Source organism: Variovorax sp. P4_D9 (assembly GCF_056401695.1).
This window is the reverse complement of record NZ_JBFUIU010000985.1, coordinates 1-2,994: the sequence shown is the minus strand read 5'-3', so window position 1 is coordinate 2,994 and position 2,994 is coordinate 1. Positions and strand designations below refer to the sequence as shown.

Here is a 2,994-nt window from a genome sequence, read left to right as displayed (position 1 = left end):
CCTAACACACGAGAAAACGCCGCGGCCACGTCGTTCGGTGCCAATCGGGCACCTTCGAGTTCGACGACACGCTTGCCCTGCCAGGTCTCCTGCAGCAACTCGGCCGCGACGCGCCCGATGTCCTCGGTGGCGACCATCGGCACCGGCTTGTCCAAGGGGTAGAGAAAGCTCGGGATCACGCCGGTCGTGCGGGCCGATGCGACATCCCATGCCGCGTTCTCCATGAACCAGGCGGCGCGCAAGAAGGTGATGGGCAGCGGCAAGGTCCCCAGGCTCTTCTCCTGCAACTGGTGCTGCTGCAGCAGGTTGGGCTGCAGCGCTTGGGCGCCTATCGTCGATAGGGAAACGACCTTGGCGGGCCGTACTGCGTCGAGCGCCTCATGAACGGCCACGACCACGCGACGCGCCTCGCCAAAGTCGGGCGACGGATCGAAGACCGGCGGCAGCAGGAAGAAGACCCCTTCAGCGCCAGTGAAGGCCCTTTTCAGTGCGGCGGCATCGTCCATGCCCGCGACTGCGACCTCACACCCTTTGCGTGCCCATGCCGCGCCCTTCTTCGGGTCGCGCACGACGGCACGTACGCGCTGTCCGTTGTCGATGAGCGCCCGTGCGACGGCACCGCCAACCTGACCTGTGATTCCTGTGATGGCGAACATTCGAGACTCCTTGTGAAGGCGGCACTGGGCCGCGGTGCAAGAAGTCTCGGAGAACGAGCTTGATACTTCAATGACATGAGCGTCATTTCATCAATGACATAAAATCATCTTTAGGCTCTGGTGCTATTGCAGCAGCGCGATGATGAAGTCCAGGAACGCGCGCGTCTTCGCAGGAACATGATGGCGTGACGGGTGCAACGCATACAACGGAAACCGCTCGTCGGGCCAGTCTGGAAACACCTCCACCAAGCGTCCATCGGCAATCATGGGCCCGACGCCCAGGTCCATGACTTGCGCCATTCCGTGGCCGGCCAGACAGACGCTGTACAGCGTTCCGGCGTCATTGACCGTCAACGAGCCACTGGTCTCGAGCACCAGCTTCTTGCGGCTCTTGTGAAACTCCCACGGATAGGGACGCCCGGTCTCCGGATCACGGAACTGGATGCAGACGTGATGGCCCTTCTCGAGTTCGTGAGGGTCTTTGGGATGGCCGTAGCGCTTGAGGTAGGCGGGCGCTGCGATGGTCACCATTCGGGTGTCCAGCAGCTTGCGCGCGATCAGGGTCGACGGGCGAGGATGGCCGAAGCGCACCGCCAGATCGAAACCGTCGCCCACCAAGTCTCCCAGGTGATCCGTCGTGATGAGTTCAAGGCGCAACTGCGGGTAGCTCTCGAGGAATGCGCCCAGCCTCGGCCCCAGGATCAGCCGAGAAAAATACGGATCGAGATTGACCCTCAGGCGCCCACGAACGGCGGTCGTGCCTTGGGCAGCGGAGGCCGCGGCCTCTTCCAGGCCAGCCAACAGGGGCACCACCTGCTCGTAGAAGCGCCTGCCCTCGTCGGTGAGGCTGACAGATCGCGTGGTGCGCTCGAGCAGCCGAATGCCCAGCCGTGCCTCGAGCCGCGCAATCGACCGGCTGACGCCGGATTGCGACATGTTCAGTATGTCGCCAGCCGCCGCAAACGTTCCGCTGTCGACGATCGCGCACAGCACGCTGATCCCGTTCGTCACCCGTTCGTCGAAGCTCGCCATACTTGCAAACTTGTCATTTGTGAAATGACATCCATGCTATCGCGATCTTCGATAGAGTCACGCCGCACAGGGTCGAATCCCCCGTCTTGTTGCGATGCTCCGGTCTGCACATGGCCCTCTTCGAAGCACACTGATCATTCTTGCGGCTGCCGTGCTGCTTCTGCAGGTGGCTCGTCGGCTGCGGGTGCCCTGGTCCATCCGAGATCACGTCGAACGAGCGTTGGGCTTGATCGCGATCCTATTTGATATTTTCGTAAATCATGACAACCGCTGAGCGCATCGAGCGTTATGCAAGTGATCCTCGGCGCGGGCTGCGCACTCAACGTGCTTCCTTTCAGGTAGCGCTGGGCAACGCTCAGGCGAGGCATCCGTGCCGAGATGGTCCTATTGCGCGACGCCTTCCGGGCCACCGGTGGGTTGAAGCTCTGCGATGCGTCCCTGGATACGTCCCAAAATCGGCTCGTCTACACAGGGAACGAAGGTGCACAGGCCGCCCCTCTCTGTCACGCGCTCCATGACTTTCGGAAGAGCTTCTTCAAGCATTGCTTCAAGATGGAAACACGGGATCGTAAGGCCGCCCGTGTAGCCCCAGGTGCCCCACATCACCAAGTAGGGGGTGCCGAGCTCCTCCCAAAGCCGAAACGCCGGACTTTCCGTGCGAGCCCTTAGCTCTGGTATGTTGTGCATTGCCTCTATGACTTGCTTCGACCTCCGCGATCGATCAAGAATAAAGGCGTAGTGTGGTGCCGCGCCGCTGGCGACCAATTCCAGCAGAGGTGCGGATTGACGCACGGCTTCCGCCCTCCGCTCCTCAATCGAACCACGACTTTTCGCTTCTCCCATGGTTTACTCCCGTGGAAGTCGATATGTGCGCATTGTGCTCTTGGCGCCTCCTGGATGGAACAGGGCGCGGCCGCAGGTCTCGCCACGAGAGTGGCTTCGAACTAGACTGTTCCGCATGTGCTATTCCGCCCAGATCCGAGCCGAGTACAAGAAGTYCGTGCGCATGTTCGGCGCCGTCCTAAGCATCGGCGCTTTCTCCAAGCTCTACTTCGAACGCTAGGAGCGTGTCGGGCTTTCCCGCCTACCCCGAGTGGGCGGCGGCTTGGACAATCGCGCCAGTTTAAATAGACCTCCACTGCATGAGCCGCTTCATTGCCGTAGATCGAGACACCGCCTACTTGCTGCCGCCGTCGGTTGATGAATGGCTACCGCAGGATCACCTGGCCCGCTTTGTCGTGGAGGTGATCGACCAGTTGGACCTGAGTGAGCTGGTGCGGCAATACGCGGGACGCGGCAGCAATGC

3 protein-coding genes and 1 pseudogene are annotated in these 2,994 nt (G+C 61.5%); 1 reads left to right on the top strand and 3 read right to left on the bottom strand.

Annotation, left to right across the window (positions count from 1 at the left end; translation table 11 throughout):
- The 3 genes from AC1DY5_RS49530 to AC1DY5_RS49520 form a co-directional block, all read right to left on the bottom strand.
- On the bottom strand, positions 1–656 hold a 656-nt coding region (locus AC1DY5_RS49530; RefSeq protein WP_478121653.1), incomplete at its 3' end, for an NmrA family NAD(P)-binding protein.
- A 123-nt stretch (positions 657–779) separates the two neighbouring features.
- On the bottom strand, positions 780–1,688 hold the full coding sequence (locus AC1DY5_RS49525) for a LysR family transcriptional regulator (protein ID WP_478121652.1): 909 nt from the start codon (positions 1,686–1,688) through the stop codon (positions 780–782).
- 384 nt (positions 1,689–2,072) lie between these two features.
- A complete protein-coding gene (locus tag AC1DY5_RS49520) occupies positions 2,073–2,531 on the bottom strand; it encodes a hypothetical protein (protein WP_478121651.1) in 459 nt (152 codons plus the stop codon).
- A 299-nt stretch (positions 2,532–2,830) separates the two neighbouring features.
- Here AC1DY5_RS49520 and AC1DY5_RS49515 point away from each other — a divergent pair.
- Positions 2,831–2,994 (top strand): annotated as a pseudogene (locus AC1DY5_RS49515) (IS5/IS1182 family transposase); the annotation flags it as partial.

Excerpts from the sequence above, each read along its gene's own strand:
- AC1DY5_RS49520 (WP_478121651.1), bottom strand. The coding sequence starts at position 2,531 with ATGGGAGAAGCGAAAAGTCGTGGTTCGATTGAGGAGCGGAGGGCGGAA.
- AC1DY5_RS49525 (WP_478121652.1), bottom strand. The coding sequence starts at position 1,688 with ATGGCGAGCTTCGACGAACGGGTGACGAACGGGATCAGCGTGCTGTGC.